The following is a 16,393-nucleotide window of genomic DNA, read 5'->3' as shown; positions in this document are numbered from 1 at the left end:
GTAAACCATCCACTTTTCCACTTCCTATTCCTCTCTTTCTATAGACTAGCTTCAGTATATAGAAAGTAGATTTATATTGGAAAACTGTTGATTCTTATTTGTTGAAAGCTGTTGAATCTAGTTTAACGTTTACACATATACTATTTGGTGCTGGATTTTGCGGTAAAATATGCTCAACAGTTATAATCTTTTGATCGTAAAAAGGTTGTCCAGAAGACAGCAGTGAATCCAATCGTAATAATATATATCTTCTAATCGAATCTTTTAGTTCGAGATATACATCTCCATTTAGCAGTTCAATGATACTTTTCCGATCTTCTAATGGAATAACCAAACTTGAGTTATTACTAAATACATTTAACCCGCTATCTATCTCTTTAAGAATTGCTGCATACTTAGACATTCTCCAGTTAAAATTTCTTCTCAAAATCATCGCTGTTGCTGCTAGGGCTTCAAGACGTTCCAAAAACTGTTGTGTATGAGTATTATCGTGGTGTATATAAAACATCGCGGGTGGTATCCAATCAGAGTTCTCTATTCGGTTCATTAAACTCAAAAGTTTTATCATTTCTGGATTTTCTCTGTATTGCGTGTGAAAGTCTATTAGATTTATATATATTTCACTATACGGTAGTAAAACATCGTTAATAAAATGTTTACCATCCATTGTTTCAAATATTTTTTCAAATTCGTCTTTTAAATTGGAACTTCCTTTCCGTTTTTGTATGATCATCCGGATGTGGTCAAATAGTTTATTAAACCGATCACGACCTAACGCTACCTCTACTTCTTCCCATTTTTTTGTATACTCTTCTTGTTCACTTTGAGGTACGTCGCCTATTGCCCTAGCTTTAAATATATCGCTTTCGAGCAAATCCAGTCCTCGGTCATTCAGCACAGTGAAAATCCGAAATGCAGAGTCAAAGTTATATGTCGAAACTATGACCATATAACATAAAGAAGCTATTACACCTGGAAGTGCACGCACTATATTTGGATCCAGCACATTAATCTGATCAATGAAATACAATGCATTATCACGGATTATATTTTGACTATCCGTTTTGCCAATAAGGAATTTATTAAGTTGCAATGTACCTTTATCAGTTTGAATATAATTTTGAAAAAAGTCTTGATCGCGCTTACGTAACTCTATGCGATTTTCATCTTTAGTCTGAATTAATTTATTACCTTCTTGTCTAATCATTACTTTAATAAACTTTCCATAATCATTGGACAGGTAATCTCTTAAAGTAGCTAACAATATGGTCAGAGTAGTTAATCGTTGTTGCCCATCCAAAACCTCATACTTATTTTTATCGGTATTAACCAGCACTAGACTACCAAGGAAATAGGGTTCGTTAATTGTATCAATATTATCCTCTGTAATATCATTTCGATTTATATAATCAACCAAGTCATTTAATAAATCTCCCGCTTCCTCTGTCGTCCATGAATAAGGACGCTGAACTGCTGGGATTGTAAATAGATAGTCATCAGAAAACACTTTATATAAAGGCATTTCTTTAGCGTTTAAAGTTTGCTTCATTTGTAGTAGCTCCTTTGTTTTTAATTGGTGGTTAAGATTGAAACCATGTTTAGTAAACATACCCCCTTTTTTGTATGTAGTATTATGGTTAATGATTAGTTTCTCTATATCAACTATTGCTCTTAGACTACCAATGATATAATGCACTTACAATAAATACTGACGTTCCAACATTTATAGCGGCAAGCAATAAAACTGAAACCATAATAAAACAACCTAATTTCTATGAATTCAGGTTGTTTTTCATTGCATATAATTACAACGATAAATAATAACTTAATAAATACATACTAGCATCACTATCAAACAAGAGCTCTTAATTGCTCAACGCTTGTATAATACCCCAGGTACTCCACAAATAATTCCTTCAACTCTTCTTTCTCCATCATCGGAGACATCACGACAGGATAGTTCTTATTAAACTCAAACAAAACTTGTCGCCCAATTCTTGTATCAGTTGCCAAATCACTACGACCTATAATTTTTTTCTTTAATAGACTTGAAATTCCTAGTTCATCTACAATTGTTAAAATATTAAATACAAATTGCTTGCTTCTGAAAACTTCATACTTAATCATATAATTGTATAGATCCAAGTTATCTATAATAATTTCATAATAACGCTGTCGCTCTTTCTCATCGGCCACCATATCAGAGATGTATTCAGCAGCTAGTACTGATTTATAAATATAGTTCTCCCAGTCGAAGTCTTTCACCACTATGTTATTAAAGTTCTCTACACTTTCTTTAATCTCCGGATACTTTTGCAATAAGAAATCTCGTTTCTTCAAGATTAACAGGGAATGCCAAAACTGTTCATCTAAGTGTAAATCTCTATCGCTGGATAGATAATATTCTTCAATCGTATTGAATGCTTCTAAAAATAATACTTTTCGTTGTGCGTCATTCTTTTTTGCAATGTAAAAAGGAAATTCCGGTGCAAATTGTATATTCACTGTTTCGTCGGAAAAGTATTCATCCTTATCTACGATCTTATCATCTAAAAAGTCTTGATAAAACTCTGGATTCTTTTTATAACCCTTTTCTAATATTCTAATCTCCACTCGTAGCCAACCCCTTTACCGCTAATGCATACTTCTCAATTACTTTGTCGGAGATATTATAAATTGCGTCATCAATAGTTTCAGATGTTAATTCAACCACCATTTTCGCTTTCATGAGTCTATACAATTTTGCATCCAATTGATCAGTTGGTAAATCTACATCTTCTATATATACCTGACCATCTTCGCCATAATTACCAATAAAGCGAGATAACGCTTTTTGAAGCCCCATGTAGATGTAAGGATTATTAAAATTTCCACTCATCGGCAAGCCAACAAACTGTAAATCCGCATCTCGATAATGAATAATGATTGTCTCACTACCCAACTCTATTTTGATAGCAGATGATAGCGCTGGATTGACTTTTCTTTCAAACAGATCAAACGGTTTTGATGAGCTTCCTTCAAAAATAACTGTATTCGAAAAGCCTAGGATAGCGTAACGTGAAACTACTATATCTTCCCTAAACTCTTTAAAGAAACTATTAATATCATTATTATAAGCAAACGATATCTCTTCTTTTGATTGAATACTCATTTGAAGTGATGTTCGATTATTTATCGATATTCTGTTCTTTGGTATATCTATAAACTTTGTATTTAGATCCACTTCGTAAAATTTATTGTCTTTTGATTGAACCACAAGGTAGAGCTTAGCTTTTCTAGTAGAAAGCAATTTTCTTAAAAAGTCCGATTCAATTTCAAGCTCAATATTAAAACGATAGTTATCGGTATTTTCCTTTAGATCTACACTTAACGTAAATCCGCCACTCTCATAACTATTGGACGTATTCGTTAACACTGGATAAGGAAAATTAGCATCTTTTTTGTATATCATTTTACACCTCTACGTAATAAACAAATTTCAACGCTCGGTTATAGTCACTTTTTAATTTAAATGTTAATTCAGCTACACCTTGATTGATTGTCACTTTATTAATTTTATTGTTTTTCAAAGAACATTTAGCATTTGCCAATTTATCGTGGACTTCGCTATAATTTTCATCTAATCGAAATGCATTTCTGTATTCTTTTCCCATACCATCAATAATGGATATCCCAACATTACAGATAGATGCTTTTTTTACGTCTTTGTTACTGGATAAATTAAAGCGCACTATCTCTTTATCACCTATTACTACTCGCTCTACAGTGTTTGGATGGACTGTATATAAACTTAACGATTGCTCTTCTGGAGTATCCACGTCATCACCCGCTGCAGTATCTCTTCTGACCGGTTTGATCAAATCAGGCGTCTTCCTTTTTCTCTCACCTTTATTGGTATTCTTTTCATTTGGTGGCAACGAATCATCTTGTACTTTAATAACTGGTTTCTTCTTATCTATAACTACTGCACCCATTGCCTTGGATACTTCTTTCTTTAATTGAATTTCAGACACATACAAAATATCCTTAGTATCCATCTTCCCATCTGTAGGATTCTGTTCTCTAATAGCTTCATCCAGGATAATAGTTATTTCTCTAGATAAATTGTTAATGAATCGTTTCGCACGTTTTTGAAGTTCAGGATCTTTCATATGATCAACCGATAACTCGGTATGCGATTCATTCTCTAGTGATTTTAAATAAGCATCTTCTTTCATTCCACCTATTAACACAGCATTGAATGGCTGATTAGCTTTATTTTTAACCTTTTTATCTTCAATTTTCATTCCAATCGTTCTAACTATTGCTACACGACCTTTGGGTATTTCTTCGTCGTATCTAAAATAGAGATTAAAAGTATAATCTTTTTTACCGTCTGACACACTAATCTCTTTTGGCTTTTCTTTTAAATATGTATTAACATAAAGCGGAGTAAATTCGTTTTTCATATCCGCTATATTTTGTGTGTAGTACTCGGGATCTTTTACGTAATCCTCTATAGTAGAAGCATTAATTAATTTACCATTTACATCCACTTCCAATTTGTTGAGTATAATAGATACAAAAAAGCTATCACAAACGCTTCGAATAATTTCACGTTGGTCACTATATTCTTTTCTTAAAAAAGGAATTATGATTTTCAAACCGCGTGTCTTCTTCTCAAATACTTCATCGAAATTATTATTAAAAGGATAGAATTTCGTTTTATTTTTTTCTGTTTCAAGACGTTCTAACTTTGCGAAGTATCCTGTTGAACGATAGCTTTGATCCTGATACTCATGTTCAATCAGCTGTACTGTTCCACCCAAATGTTGTTCTCCAAATTCATCACAGTTGGCAAAATACATCACGTTCAAATCCGAAGCTGCATTTGAAGCTATTTTACCAACTCCATGAGATCCACCTCTGGATGTTTCAACAGCCTCGTCCTCTTCTTCAGAATGGACACCCTTGTTATAGGCATAAATAGCCCAAGTATCCTTAATCGAGTCACTTTGACCATTTTTTGCCCCCGACAGTCCTCTAGTATTAATATCCTCGAAAGATATGTAGTGAACTTCCTCTTCTTTTGCCATTTTGACCATATGGTTTATCGCTTCAGTCGTATAACTATTTCGACCTTTTAAACTATGTATTCGACTAATCACCTCATCGATCCCAGGAACATTTTTGCTCTTTATCATTCCCGTTTTGATTATTATTCTTACAGGGTCTTTTGATTCCAACAATCTTCCATCAAGAGAGTTTTGTAAGTTCTCACGAATAAGACCAGATATTTTAAGGTTATAAAACCGTTCCAGTATTTTGTTAAAGTTTGATTCTTCTATATTCGGTATAGGAGAAAAGTTCCAATATGTCATTTTTACACCCCATGCAAATTCACTAATTTAATAAACCATCAATCTAATTGAATAGAATAATTCATTATACTAATAGTATAAAACAATAGGTAAGGAGGATCAATATTGTTAGATTGCAGTAAAATGAATCCTTCTATAAAGTACAAGTTTCGGGAAGCCATTAGATTATATTGAGTATAAAAGAATTACTAAAGAGATGATCCAATGCTAGCATTACGAGAGAAAGGTATTAAGGATTTTTAATAGCTAACCAGCTATCTCTATATTATTTGTTACGGTTTGTCGTCATTTGGTATCCAACTTAGTAAAGTCTAATCCTACTGATTATGAAATCAAGCGATTGAGTATTCACACATAAATTTTGCTGAATTCCCCTATCTATTAACTTCAACATATCAGACGCTTAGCGTGATTATTTATAAATGTGGACTTTATATTGTTATCGCTTAGTCTCTCTCAATTCTTCTGAGTCCGTTGAGATTACCCCTGTGAAGTAGCACTTCCAAGTGATACTCTAATAAGGAATAAACAATCACACGGAAAAGAGTGACCACATGGACCCCTACAAAATAGCCGTAATCTCCGGAGACGGAATCGGCCCAGAAGTAATAAACGAAGGGATCAAAGTAATGAAACGCGTAGCTGAACTGGACGAAAGACTCTCCTTCGAATTCACCTACTTCCCATGGGGCTGCGAATATTACCTAGAACACGGAAAGATGATGGCAAGTGACGGGATGGAGCAACTATCCAAATTTGACGCAATCTACTTAGGCGCTGTCGGATTCCCTGGCGTACCCGACCATATTTCGTTGTGGGATTTGTTATTGATCATTCGAAAACAGTTCGATCAATACGTAAATATCCGCCCTATTCAGTTGTTAAACGGTGCGCCTTGTCCTATTGAAAACGGTACGAAGGAAACGATTGATATGCTGTTTATTCGGGAAAACAGTGAAGGTGAATATGCGGGTGCTGGGGATTGGTTGTTTAAGGGCAAGCCCGAAGAAGTGGTGTTGCAGACGAGGGTGTTCTCTCGTAAAGGGACGGAGAGGATTATTCGCTATGCGTTTGAGACGGCTTCGGCTCTTGGGAAGACGTTGACTAGTATTAGTAAGGCGAATGCATTGAATTATTCGATGGTCTTCTGGGATCAGGTATTTGAAGAAGTGAGTCAAGAGTATCCACATGTGGAGACGGCGAGTTATTTGGTCGATGCGGCTGCGATGTTGATGATTAAAGATCCCGCACGGTTTGAAGTCGTGGTGACGTCTAATTTGTTTGGTGATATTTTGACGGATTTAGGGGCCGCACTTGCTGGCGGGATGGGACTGGCTGCCGGGGCGAATATTAATCCTGAGAAGACCTACCCTTCTATGTTCGAACCGATTCACGGATCCGCTCCTGATATAGCGGGTCAGCACATTGCGAATCCGTTAGCTGCGATTTGGTCGGCTAGTCAAATGTTCGATTTCTTTGGATTTGAAGATCTCGGGAAGTTGTTGCTGGATTCGATTGAAGAGTTATTGGTATCGAAGTCTGCGTTGACTCCTGATTTAGGGGGTAGTGCTTCGACTATCGAGGTTGGAGATGCGATTGTGGAATTGATTGAATCGAAGTATGTGTCGTGACTTAATATAAATATTTGATGTACTTGCCTATCAAATGACTACAAGTGCTATTCCGTTTTAGGATAGCACTTGTACTTTTGGGATTGGCTGACTTCCACTTGGTTACTTGGAAGAGGTACCCGGCGATCCGCCACACTAAAAATTCTTATCCTTCGAGCTTTTCAACACGTTGCCGATCCAGTTTTTCTTCTTCAAGTAGTAATATAAACTCCACGTGGACAGGAGGATGACGAGGATGGCTCCGAGATAGCCGTATTTCCAGTCGAGTTCGGGCATGAATTTGAAGTTCATTCCCCATAAGGCACCCCAAGCTGCGACGGGTGTAAAGAGCATGGAGATGATGGTCAATGTTTTGACGATTTCGTTGCCACGGTGGGAGGAAATGATAGATTCGAGATCGATCAGTTGCCCTATTTCTTCGTTGTATTCTTGGATCGTCTGGTGGCATCGTCGGATACGCCGACAGGTCCGCTTGTAGAAATACCCTTCCAATACGTTGTCCCCGAACGCTTCCACTGTCGCTTCTTATAAAACAGTACCTGTGTGGGAAACAAACGTTAATGTTTAAACATTCATGAAATTTTCGTGTACAGGTACCTTTATTAAAAAGGCTGTACATCGAAGAATAGTCTTCATTCCCGCAAGATCATGATTTATTAGTTGTGTTCCTGCAATAGTCATCATAAACCCAGCTCACTTACAGGAAAAATTCTTATGCTTTAAAATTCGAAGCAATAAGGCTATTTGCGCGTCGAATAAAAAAGATAGTTTTTTTATTTCGAACTTATTTTTCACTACCTCATTATGGCTCACGCTAGGTAAACAAAAAATGCTTGCACGCATTTCCACGGAGTGCAAGCACATACAATCAGTTAAAAGGTTTCCTATAGAAATCAATAATTTTTTGTAAATTATCTCGCCTATACATGTCCCTCCAAAAATCGATTCTATCTTTAATTAGCACATTTCCATATGCAAAGGCTTTCATTCACGGTAGATAGTTTTTATAAAAAATAGTTTTACGCTTTTATGATTGCATCTAATAATCTATTTTTTCAATCACCTAGAATCACTAATGTATTAAATAAATTCATGCTAAGCGACTAATTTAATAATTTCGTTAATTCTTTAATGAAGCTGTGTAAATATTTGTTAAAAACAACCTTTTCATTTTCATGCCAGGCTATAACACTATAAATGGTTTAGTCAGTAACTTGATGAATTCCAGCTTTCAATCAAAAAGCACAATAGATGCTCTACACTTATTAAAATGAATCAATTTATTTACAGATTGTCGTTACTCCTTCCTGTTCCAGTTTTTCAATTTCTTCATTTGTATATCCTAACTGTTTTAATATTTCATTTGAATGCTCTCCAAGTTTAGGCGGGAAATTCTTAAATTTAGAAGGTGTTTTAGAAAATTTCAATGGTGTGCCAAGAAACTTTACTGGCCCAGTTTCAGGATCTTCTTTTTCATATACCATTTCCCTTTCAATAACTTGTGGATCACTAAACACTTCAGATATTTCATTTACTGGACCACTTGGAATATTAATACTTTCAAAAGTTTTAATCCATTCTTCTTTGGGTTTATCTTTAAATATATCATTTAAAATTAAAATTAATTCTTCCCGATTTTCGACACGGTCTTTATTCAGTTCAAACTTTTTACTTCGTAATGCGTCAAAATTTAGTTTACCTACAAACTTCTTCCACATTATTTCATTTCCAACTGCAACGACGAAGTGTCCATCAGAAGCTTCAAAGATCTGGTAAGGTACAATATTAGGATGGGCTCCACCTAACCGCTTTGGATTTTTCTCAGTTGAAAAGTAATTAGAAGCAATATAAGTTTGCCATGATACCATTGTATCTAACAAAGATAAATCTACCCATTGGCCCTCTCCTGACTTCTCTCTATTCCATAATGCAACTAAGATGCCGAACCCTGCCCACATTCCTGTACCAAGATCTGCAATAGAGAATCCAGCTTTTACTGGTGGTCCATCTGGTTCTCCGGTCACCGAGAGAAAGCCACCCATCCCAGTAGCTAAAATATCGTAACCAGGCTTTTCTGCATATGGTCCTGTTTGGCCAAATCCTGATATTGAAGCCAAGATGATACGTGGGTTATACTCTTGTAAAACATCATATCCAATACCTAACTTGTCAATTGTTTTAGGTTTGAAATTCTCAATTACAACATCTGCATCTTTTATTAAGTCTAAAAAAATCCCCTTACCTTTTTCGGTTTTTAAATTTAGTACTAAGCTTTTTTTATTTCGATTTATACTTTGGTAGTATGTGCTATCTTCACCAATGAACGGTGGCCCCCATTGCCTAGTATCATCACCCTCTGGACTTTCAATTTTGATTACTTCAGCTCCTAAATCAGCTAAAGTCATCGTTATATAAGGTCCACTTAAAATTCTAGTTAAATCGATAATTTTTATTCCTTGCAAAGGCATTTTCATTCCTCCTATAATTTTATATTTATATCTCTAAGAATTATCATTACTAGATCAAACTTGGGAGCCATAAAGCAATTTGCGGGAAAATACAAATTAATATAATAGTTATTACAATAATGATTATAAAGGGTATAACTGCTTTGAAAATCTCTGTAAAGGTTATATCTGGAACCAACGGTTTTACTACAAATAAATTTAGTCCCACAGGTGGGGTTATTAAACCAATTTCCATGTTTAAAGTCATGATAACCGCAAACCATATAGGATCAAAACCAAGCCCATGAATAAGGGGAGCGAGTATAGGTGCAACCATTACAATAATCGCAGCGGGAGGTAAGAACATACCCAAGATTAATAGAACAATGTTGATAATGATAAATATCCACCATTTTGATATATCTAGAGTTATCAAACTCTCAGTAATTGCTTGAGGCACACGAAGATAACTAATTGGATAGGTTAGTAGTAGTGCTCCGGCTACGATAAGCAATATCATACTCGATTCACGTGCGCCACTTGTCAAGATCTCCTGAATGCTCTTTCTATTCAAACTTCTATACCATAACAATACAATTAGTAATGTCACAACAGCACCCAGGGCAGCTATCTCACTTGGCGTCACTACTCCGGAGTAAAGAGATCCGATAATTAATATAATTAATAATACTGATGGCCATGCCTTAAAGAGCGATTCAAATTTCTCTTTCCAAGAAAAATCAATTTGAAGATCATCTAAATCAGAAAGTCTTGCGCCAGACTTTTTACAACAAATTATCCAGTATATCGCTGCCCATACGGAGAATAAAAAAATAAGTAAGACTCCTGGAAGAACACCTGCTAAAAATAACTTTCCTATTGAAACTTGAACTGCAACACCATAGATAATCATGGTGATACTAGGAGGGATTAAAATGCCTAAGGTCCCGCCAGCAATAATGATAGCTGCGGCAAATTCTCCTGGATATCCTCTTTTCCTCATTTCTGGGATTCCCATACCACCGATCGCTGCTGCTGTTGCGGGGCTTGAACCAGACAATGCTGAAAATACTCCACAAGCGAATATATTTGCAATTGCCAAGCCACCTGGAATTTTTCCGAACCATCGGTATGCTAATTCAAATAAATCTTTTCCTGCATCTGATTTCGCAAAAAAAGCACTCATTAAAATGAATAAAGGAATTGCTAACAATTCGAAGCCGTTAAGAGCAGAGAAAAATTGTTCGCCGAGCATATCGAACTGTAAGGGTCCCAGTAAAAGCATAGTTACTGTAGCCACAATACCAAGACTAAGGAAGATAGGCATCCCTAATAACATCAAAACTATTACACTAGTTGCAATAAGTAATCCGACTAAAAAAGGGCTCATTTTCAAACCTCGCCTTCAACATTTAATATGTTTTCATTCAGGATCCTTTGATGATAGTGATCGTATCTTTCTGTAAATTTCTACGTAGTACTGAATAGCAAACCAAGTCATGCCTATCGGAATAATTAGATACGGATAAATTAGTTTAGGATTCCACGAAGTTCCTGATCTCCAATTCTGATGATAAGCTTCTAACCATAGTTGGACTCCTCTTTCAACCATTACTATTGAAAAAATCAAGCCTAAAATCCCCATGATGATATATAGAAGGTCGCGGGGCTTTTCTTTAATACTTGAAGTGATAATGTCAAGATTAACATGGGCATTGTGATGCAATGCGGATGACGAAGCGAAAAATGTAGCTGCAATTAGTAAGTAACTTGCTAATTCAAGCTCCCAAGTTGTAGGTAATTTAAAGAAGTAACGAATAGCCACTTGGTATGTTATCAAGAAGCCGGCCAAAAGAATCAAGCAACCTCCGACATAAGCCCCGAATTCGCTAAATCGAGTGACTTTATCATAAAAGCTTAAAGACTTTTTTTTGTTTGTCATTACAATTCCTCCTAACTTTCTTAGGAATGAAAGGAGAAACAGCAATTGCTGTAATTCTCCTTTACATACTCACAAATTATTCATTAAGTTCTCGAGCAGCCTTAATTAATCTATTCGCCTCTTCAGAAGACTCGGCGAACTTTTCGACAGTAGGTTGTGCTGCTTCAAACCATTTTTTCGATTCCTCCGGAGAAATTTCATATACATTCACACCGTTGTCCTTGAAGGTTTGTACAACTTGAGAATTATCTTCTTCTACAGCCTCTATAACCCATTCTTGAAGCTCTGCAGAAACTTCGTCAACTATTGCTTTTTGTTCTTCATTTAATTTATTGTCATAGACATCGGAACTTATTACTAACGGCATTAAAGCATACATAATAGCGTTATCATCAGGATATAAAAAGTTATCCACTACTTCAAAAAGTCTATAAGACATAAAAGAAGAATAAGACGTGAGAGTCCCGTCCAATACGCCAGTTTGTAGAGCACTGTACAGTTCAGATGATGCCATGCTGGCAATTCCAGCACCCAAGTCTTCGAACATTTGTTCAGAATCATTTCCTGCACCTCTTAATTTTAAACCTTTAAGATCGCTTGGCTCTTTAACGACGTTTTCTTTTTTTCCTTTTGTCGCTAATGTAGTTGGTGCCCAAGTCCAAACAAGCATTTTAATACCGTTATTATCCAATAAACCTTCGACTTCATCACCAATTTTTGAACCTGGCCATTTCCATGCCTCTGCACTATTCTTAATAATTCCGGGCATCAAAGATATGCTGAATTCGTTTACTTTACCAGCATCATAAAAAGGTAAATAAACAGCCATATCAAGACTTCCTTTTTGCAGGGCGCTGTAATGCTCCTTACCCTTCATTAAAGAGTCGGCTGGATATACTTCAATTTGTATACTTCCATTACTTCTCTCTTCTACTTCTTTCGCGAACCTATCTGCTAATAAAGATCGGTAGTCCCCTTCTCCATCTGTGACAGAAGCAAATTGATGGGCAAGTTTTAATTTTACCGGCTTGTCTGAATCATCCTCAGTAGAAGCACTATTACTTGAAGATTTGCTGCATGCAGATAAAGCTAAAGATGAGATAACAATTAGTGTCAATAAAAAGGCTACACTTTTCTTTATTCGATAGGTCATCTTATTCTCCACCTTTTTTAATTTTTATAGATAATATTTGTTGAAAGTAATTCTTGAACTTCTTCGGTTGAATATCCTGCTTCTTGTAGAACTTGTTCCGTGTTCTCTCCTAAATAAGGAGCAGGTCGATTATCTCTTTCAATAGAATTCTCGTATTTTATAGGGTTCCCTATATTTTTAATTTTCCCTAGTTTTGGGTGCTCCATTTCAATAATCATATCTCTTTCCTGCAGGTAAGTATCTTCAATAATTTGGTCGAATTTGTTAATAGGACCGCTTGGAACGCCAGCCTTATCTAATATATCTAGCCACTCATCAGACCTTTTAACACTTAATTCATTTTCAATAATGTCTTGTAGAATCTTCATATTTTCAACACGTTTTGAATTATCTTTGAAACGTTGATCGCATAGAAGATCTTTTCTACCCAGCGTATTGGCAAATTCCTCCCATAATTTCTGATTCGCGCAACCTATAATAATATGAGCATCTTTTGTTTTAAAAGCCTGATAAGGTGCAGCTAGACGATGCGAAGAGCCTAATGCTTTTGGTGTCTCTTTTGTTGCAAAGTAATATGCTGATTCCCAAGAACAAATTGCAAGTGTTGATTCCACAAGAGATGTTTCTAAATATTGTCCTGTTCCTGTATTATCTCTTTGTATTAAAGAAGCTAAAATACCGTAAACAGCTGTGAGCCCTGCCACAGAGTCCGAAACGGCAATACCTGCTTTTACAGGTAATCCGTCTTCTTCTCCTGTTGTACTCATAATTCCTGAAAATGCTTGCGAAATTATGTCAAATCCACCCTTGTTTTTATAGGGTCCAGTTTGTCCAAAACCAGATATTGAACAATAAATAACTTTCTCATTAATCTCTTTTATAGATTCATAGCCAATTCCTAGACGATCAACTACTCCTGGTCTAAAGTTCTCAATAACTATATCTGCATCTTTTGCAAGGTGTTTAAAAACTTCAACCCCTTTTTCAGTTTGTAAATCAATAGAAACGCTTTTTTTATTTCGATTTACAGCAAGGAAGGAAGCGCTTTCACCTTCAATGAAAGGAGGACCCATCTTCCTAGAATCATCCCCTATCTTTGGCTTTTCAACTTTAATTACCTCTGCTCCTAAATCCGCTAAGACCATTGAACAGAAAGGTCCTGCTAATGCTTGAGTCAAATCAATAACTTTCCTGCCTTTAAGAGGCTGCATGGGAACACTCCTATCCGTTAAAATAGTATAAGTTGGTATTAAAAATTTTATGAATATTTGATTTTAATTCATTTTTTATATGTCGATAAAATTAGGTGTTCTTTTCTCTATAAATGAAGTGTATCCTTCTTTAAAATCTTTAGATTCATATGCATCTTTCATTAGTGAATCTACTTCACTTTTATTCATAGTGGAATCATCAAGTATAATCTTAATAATTTTCTTGGAACCTTTAATAGACTTTTGTGCTTTGCTGGCTAGCAGATTCGCATATTCATAAGTTTTCACAATAATTTCATCATCAGGATAGACTTTGTCTACTAATCCTATCCTTAATGCTTCTTCTGCATGTAAAAATCGTCCTGAAAATAGAATATCTTTTGCCCTTGAAGGTCCCACAGTATCCACTAAATTTTTTGTTGCATTTAACCCATAAATAACTCCCAGTCTAGCAGGGGTAATACCAAATACCCCATTATCAGAGGTAAATCTCATATCACAAGCTAGCGCTACTTGACACCCACCACCAATACAATAGTTTTGAATCATTGCTATAATAGGCTTAGGAAAATTCTGTAAAGCCGCCTCGGCTTTTTCGACGCTAAGATCAAAATCGTTTAACGCATTTTCATCTTTTAAAAACTCATCAAATTCACTAATATCTGCTCCGGCAGCAAACGCTGTACTATCTTTCCCCCTTAAAATAACCACTTTAATTTCATCATCATCTTCAAGCCTTTTCAGCAAACTAGGTATAAGTTTCCAAGTGTTTAAATTTAATGCATTTCTTTTTTGAACTCTATTAAAGCTTAGAGTAGCTATGGTGCCTTTCTTTTCAATAAACATGTCCTCATTATTCATGGAAAATCCCCCTCTTAAAATTACTTTCTACTCTATTAAGGTAAACGTCAAACAATGAACGCATTGTTACTTATAATAAAATGCCTCGAAGAATCCTATGATTGTAAGCGTCAAATAATGAACACATTGTTCCTCATAAATGAAAATGCCTCAAAGAATCCTATAATCGATTTTTCGAGACATTTTCTATTTCTTTGACTGAATATAACAATTCCTTGGTAAGGTCTTCGATCAAGGCATTAACTCTTCAAATGCCTCGATTTTTTCAAAATTACGTAGATAGAGTTCTTCGAAATTGAACGGTAGGTAGAAGAAGGTATTCATACCATTCTCTTTTGCTGTCTCTATGAGACTGTGTACAGCCAGTTCTTTTTACCAATTACAAAAGGCTTTGTTGATCGTTTTGCTCAATTATTGTCGATCTCAATACGGCCATCTTTCACGAACGTCGTCATGTTAGGGCATTGTTTTAGCGTATAGGAGATGGCAGACTCAGTTGCGATTTATGGAGCGACAATATCCCGTTGTTCTTTGAGCCATACCAAGAATGCTTCCAGCACATGCTGACTGTCATTGTTCCTTATTTCAATTCGTTTCTCAGGCGTTTTATTTTTTAATTGCTTGGAATATATTCTTCAAATCGCTTAATCTCTAGCAAGGAATTTAACCTACATGAAATTGAGTCAGTAAAGAATCACCGATTTTCACATGTGTATTTCCTAAATATACTATTAACTTAGTCATTTATTACTTAGTCATGTTAATAATTACTTTACTTTAGGATGACCAACTTTATGTAATAAACAACTCTATTGAATTTAAAATCGTCATAGCAGATACCACTCTTGCTTTAATACTTTCTTATAAGGATTTTAAATTTAATCCAAAAATAATATCTATACCTACGTACTGTAAAAGTATTAGGTTAATTCAAACAGCTTAATCTCTTGATCATATGTAGTTTTTTTAACATTAGAACTCTAATTCAATTTCTTACCACCTAGTTTTTCTGATTGTAGATACATTACTCTTTTAAAATGATAATCTAATAACATACACTGATTAATGCATAGAAAAGAGTGACCACATGAATCCCTACAAAATAGCCGTAATCTCCGGAGACGGAATCGGCCCAGAAGTAATAAACGAAGGCATCAAAGTAATGAAACGTGTAGCCGATCTAGACGGAAGACTCTCCTTCGAATTCACCTACTTCCCATGGGGCTGCGAGTATTACCAAGAGCACGGAAAGATGATGGCAAGTGACGGGATGAAGCAACTATCCAAATTTGACGCAATCTACTTAGGCGCTGTCGGATTCCCTGGCGTCCCTGACCATATTTCGTTATGGGACCTACTATTAATCATTCGCAAGCAGTTCGATCAATATGTCAATATCCGTCCGATCCAGTTGTTGAACGGTGCGCCTTGTCCTATTGAAAACGGAACGAAGAAAACGATTGATATGTTGTTCATCCGAGAGAATAATGAAGGCGAATACGCAGGCGCTGGTGATTGGTTGTTTAAAGGCAAGCCCGAAGAAGTGGTGTTACAGACGGGGGTGTTTTCTCGTAAGGGGACGGAGCGGATTATTCGCTATGCATTTGAGACGGCTTCGGCTCTTGGGAAGACGTTGACTAGTATTAGTAAAGCGAATGCATTGAATTATTCGATGGTTTTCTGGGATCAAGTATTTGAAGAAGTGAGTCAAGAGTATCCACATGTGGAGACGGCGAGTTATTTGGTCGATGCGGCTGCGATGTTGATGATTAAAGATCCCGCACGGTT

The 16,393-nt window shown here is 35.8% G+C and carries 14 protein-coding genes; 2 read left to right on the top strand and 12 right to left on the bottom strand.

Annotated elements, in window-relative coordinates:
• Positions 1-94: 94 nt before the first annotated feature.
• The 4 genes from CSV61_RS16010 to CSV61_RS15995 form a co-directional block, all read right to left on the bottom strand.
• Positions 95-1,549, bottom strand: coding sequence for a DUF262 domain-containing protein (locus tag CSV61_RS16010; RefSeq protein WP_099640042.1), 1,455 nt, complete (start codon positions 1,547-1,549; stop codon positions 95-97).
• A 302-nt stretch (positions 1,550-1,851) separates the two neighbouring features.
• Entirely contained in the window at positions 1,852-2,613 is a 762-nt protein-coding gene (locus CSV61_RS16005) for a hypothetical protein (protein ID WP_099640041.1), read from the bottom strand.
• Complete coding sequence (locus CSV61_RS16000; RefSeq protein ID WP_099640040.1) at positions 2,603-3,451, bottom strand: hypothetical protein; 849 nt, start codon at positions 3,449-3,451, stop codon at positions 2,603-2,605. Before CSV61_RS16000 ends, CSV61_RS16005 begins: the two co-directional genes overlap by 11 nt.
• Before the next feature lies 1 nt (position 3,452).
• On the bottom strand, positions 3,453-5,360 hold the full coding sequence (locus CSV61_RS15995) for a hypothetical protein (RefSeq protein WP_099640039.1): 1,908 nt from the start codon (positions 5,358-5,360) through the stop codon (positions 3,453-3,455).
• Positions 5,361-5,914: 554 nt separating this feature from the next.
• Here CSV61_RS15995 and CSV61_RS15990 point away from each other — a divergent pair.
• Positions 5,915-6,991 carry a tartrate dehydrogenase gene (locus CSV61_RS15990; RefSeq protein ID WP_099640038.1) on the top strand — a complete coding sequence of 359 codons (1,077 nt, stop codon included), beginning with the start codon at positions 5,915-5,917 and terminating at the stop codon, positions 6,989-6,991.
• 135 nt (positions 6,992-7,126) lie between these two features.
• Here CSV61_RS15990 and CSV61_RS15985 read toward each other — a convergent pair whose 3' ends face one another.
• The 8 genes from CSV61_RS15985 to CSV61_RS17390 form a co-directional block, all read right to left on the bottom strand.
• Positions 7,127-7,507, bottom strand: a complete 381-nt coding sequence (locus tag CSV61_RS15985) for a CorA family divalent cation transporter (RefSeq protein WP_099640037.1) — start codon at positions 7,505-7,507, stop codon at positions 7,127-7,129.
• Between the two features lie 764 nt (positions 7,508-8,271).
• The gene (locus tag CSV61_RS15980) at positions 8,272-9,459 is read right to left on the bottom strand and encodes a CaiB/BaiF CoA transferase family protein (RefSeq protein WP_233193661.1); all 1,188 of its coding nucleotides are present in this window, start codon (positions 9,457-9,459) and stop codon (positions 8,272-8,274) included.
• A gap of 49 nt (positions 9,460-9,508) precedes the next feature.
• Entirely contained in the window at positions 9,509-10,828 is a 1,320-nt protein-coding gene (locus CSV61_RS15975) for a TRAP transporter large permease (protein WP_083034743.1), read from the bottom strand.
• Between the two features lie 33 nt (positions 10,829-10,861).
• Positions 10,862-11,380, bottom strand: coding sequence for a TRAP transporter small permease subunit (locus tag CSV61_RS15970; RefSeq protein ID WP_083034742.1), 519 nt, complete (start codon positions 11,378-11,380; stop codon positions 10,862-10,864).
• Positions 11,381-11,456: 76 nt separating this feature from the next.
• Positions 11,457-12,533 carry a TRAP transporter substrate-binding protein DctP gene (gene dctP, locus CSV61_RS15965; protein WP_083034741.1) on the bottom strand — a complete coding sequence of 359 codons (1,077 nt, stop codon included), beginning with the start codon at positions 12,531-12,533 and terminating at the stop codon, positions 11,457-11,459.
• Positions 12,534-12,550: 17 nt separating this feature from the next.
• On the bottom strand, positions 12,551-13,744 hold the full coding sequence (locus CSV61_RS15960) for a CaiB/BaiF CoA transferase family protein (RefSeq protein WP_083034740.1): 1,194 nt from the start codon (positions 13,742-13,744) through the stop codon (positions 12,551-12,553).
• Positions 13,745-13,819: 75 nt separating this feature from the next.
• Positions 13,820-14,605 (bottom strand): enoyl-CoA hydratase-related protein, encoded by a 786-nt coding sequence (locus tag CSV61_RS15955; protein ID WP_099640035.1) that lies wholly within the window; start codon positions 14,603-14,605, stop codon positions 13,820-13,822.
• A gap of 407 nt (positions 14,606-15,012) precedes the next feature.
• The gene (locus tag CSV61_RS17390; RefSeq protein ID WP_369824407.1) at positions 15,013-15,090 is read right to left on the bottom strand and encodes a hypothetical protein; all 78 of its coding nucleotides are present in this window, start codon (positions 15,088-15,090) and stop codon (positions 15,013-15,015) included.
• A gap of 602 nt (positions 15,091-15,692) precedes the next feature.
• Here CSV61_RS17390 and CSV61_RS15950 point away from each other — a divergent pair.
• Positions 15,693-16,393 (top strand): isocitrate/isopropylmalate family dehydrogenase (locus tag CSV61_RS15950; RefSeq protein ID WP_255408218.1); only part of this gene is annotated, 701 nt, incomplete at its 3' end.

The organism is Sporosarcina sp. P3, assembly GCF_002743415.1.
GTDB classification, from domain to species: domain Bacteria; phylum Bacillota; class Bacilli; order Bacillales_A; family Planococcaceae; genus Sporosarcina; species Sporosarcina ureae_A.
Note: the sequence above shows the minus strand (reverse complement) of the source record. Positions and strands in the feature narration are given on the sequence as shown.

Excerpts from the sequence above, each read along its gene's own strand:
- CSV61_RS16010 (WP_099640042.1), bottom strand. The coding sequence starts at position 1,549 with ATGAAGCAAACTTTAAACGCTAAAGAAATGCCTTTATATAAAGTGTTT.
- CSV61_RS16000 (WP_099640040.1), bottom strand. The coding sequence starts at position 3,451 with ATGATATACAAAAAAGATGCTAATTTTCCTTATCCAGTGTTAACGAAT.
- CSV61_RS15995 (WP_099640039.1), bottom strand. The coding sequence starts at position 5,360 with ATGACATATTGGAACTTTTCTCCTATACCGAATATAGAAGAATCAAAC.
- CSV61_RS15990 (WP_099640038.1), top strand. The coding sequence starts at position 5,915 with ATGGACCCCTACAAAATAGCCGTAATCTCCGGAGACGGAATCGGCCCA.
- CSV61_RS15980 (WP_233193661.1), bottom strand. The coding sequence starts at position 9,459 with ATGCCTTTGCAAGGAATAAAAATTATCGATTTAACTAGAATTTTAAGT.
- CSV61_RS15975 (WP_083034743.1), bottom strand. The coding sequence starts at position 10,828 with ATGAGCCCTTTTTTAGTCGGATTACTTATTGCAACTAGTGTAATAGTT.
- CSV61_RS15970 (WP_083034742.1), bottom strand. The coding sequence starts at position 11,380 with ATGACAAACAAAAAAAAGTCTTTAAGCTTTTATGATAAAGTCACTCGA.
- dctP (WP_083034741.1), bottom strand. The coding sequence starts at position 12,533 with ATGACCTATCGAATAAAGAAAAGTGTAGCCTTTTTATTGACACTAATT.
- CSV61_RS15960 (WP_083034740.1), bottom strand. The coding sequence starts at position 13,744 with ATGCAGCCTCTTAAAGGCAGGAAAGTTATTGATTTGACTCAAGCATTA.
- CSV61_RS15955 (WP_099640035.1), bottom strand. The coding sequence starts at position 14,605 with ATGAATAATGAGGACATGTTTATTGAAAAGAAAGGCACCATAGCTACT.